The following is a 952-nucleotide window of genomic DNA, read 5'->3' on the forward strand; positions in this document are numbered from 1 at the left end:
CACCCAGGCGGCGGCGCAGGGCATCGCCGGCGTGGCGGGCGCCATGGCGGAGGCCGATGGCGCGGTGCGGCAGATGCGCCAGGCCACCGGCGATGTCAGCGACCAGGGGCAGCGCCTGCGCCACAATCTGGAGCGGTTGCTGCACAGCCTGCGCAGCGCCGCCTGAGCCGCCCCCGCCCCCGCCCGCCGATCAGCAGGCGGCGGGAATCGGCTCCAGGCTCTGCATCAGCGCGTTGACCGAGAAATCGCCGAAATCCATGTGCATCTCATCGGCCACGCCATTGGCGTAGTAGCGCAGGCCCACCTCGTATTCCGGCGCGCTGGCGCCGGCCGCCGCGTCCTTGCCGAAGAAGGCGATGCGCATGCGCGCGCTGGCCTGGCCCTGCATCAGCGGGAAGCGCGGCTGCGCCTGGGGCTGCGACCAGGGGGAGAGGATGGTGGTGCTGTCCTGCGCCCCCTCCTCGCTGGTGCCGTCGAACAGCGGCGCGCCCAGCATGCGCTGCTGGCCGGATTGCGCCAGCTGCAGCGCGCGGATGGTGTGGACCATCGGCAGCAGCGTGCCGTTCGGCAGCTCCACCGTGGCGGGGGCGGGCTGCTCGTAGCGCACCGTGCCGCGCCCCTCGGGCTTGTCCAGCTCGGCCTCGCCGCTGATGCGCTGGGTCACCGCGCCCTGCGCCATCTGCGTCAGGGTGAAGCGCAGGCGGCGGCCATCCTTGCTCTCCCAGGTGGAGTAGTCGGAGCTGGTTTCGATCGCCTGGCCGGATCGGTCCACCAGGTTCAGCTGCAGCCGCTGGCGGCTGGCCCAGCCATCGCAGGCGTCCAGCACCTCGAACAGCATGGCGCCATCGGCCTGGATGACGTCGGAACCCTGGCGGACGCGATCCAGCTGCAGCCGGTAGGCGGCGCGGTGCGGCGCCATCGCCTCGCTGCCCGGGATCGCCGGCGGCGCGGC

At 73.0% G+C, this 952-nt stretch carries 1 protein-coding gene; it reads right to left on the reverse strand.

The features are described from left to right. Nucleotides 1-190: 190 nt before the first annotated feature. The coding region (locus HMPREF0731_RS21920; protein ID WP_007006451.1) for an EipB family protein at nucleotides 191-952 on the reverse strand (762 nt) is incomplete at its 5' end.

Origin of the sequence: Pseudoroseomonas cervicalis ATCC 49957 (assembly GCF_000164635.1) — a bacterium.
Lineage (GTDB): Bacteria > Pseudomonadota > Alphaproteobacteria > Acetobacterales > Acetobacteraceae > Pseudoroseomonas > Pseudoroseomonas cervicalis.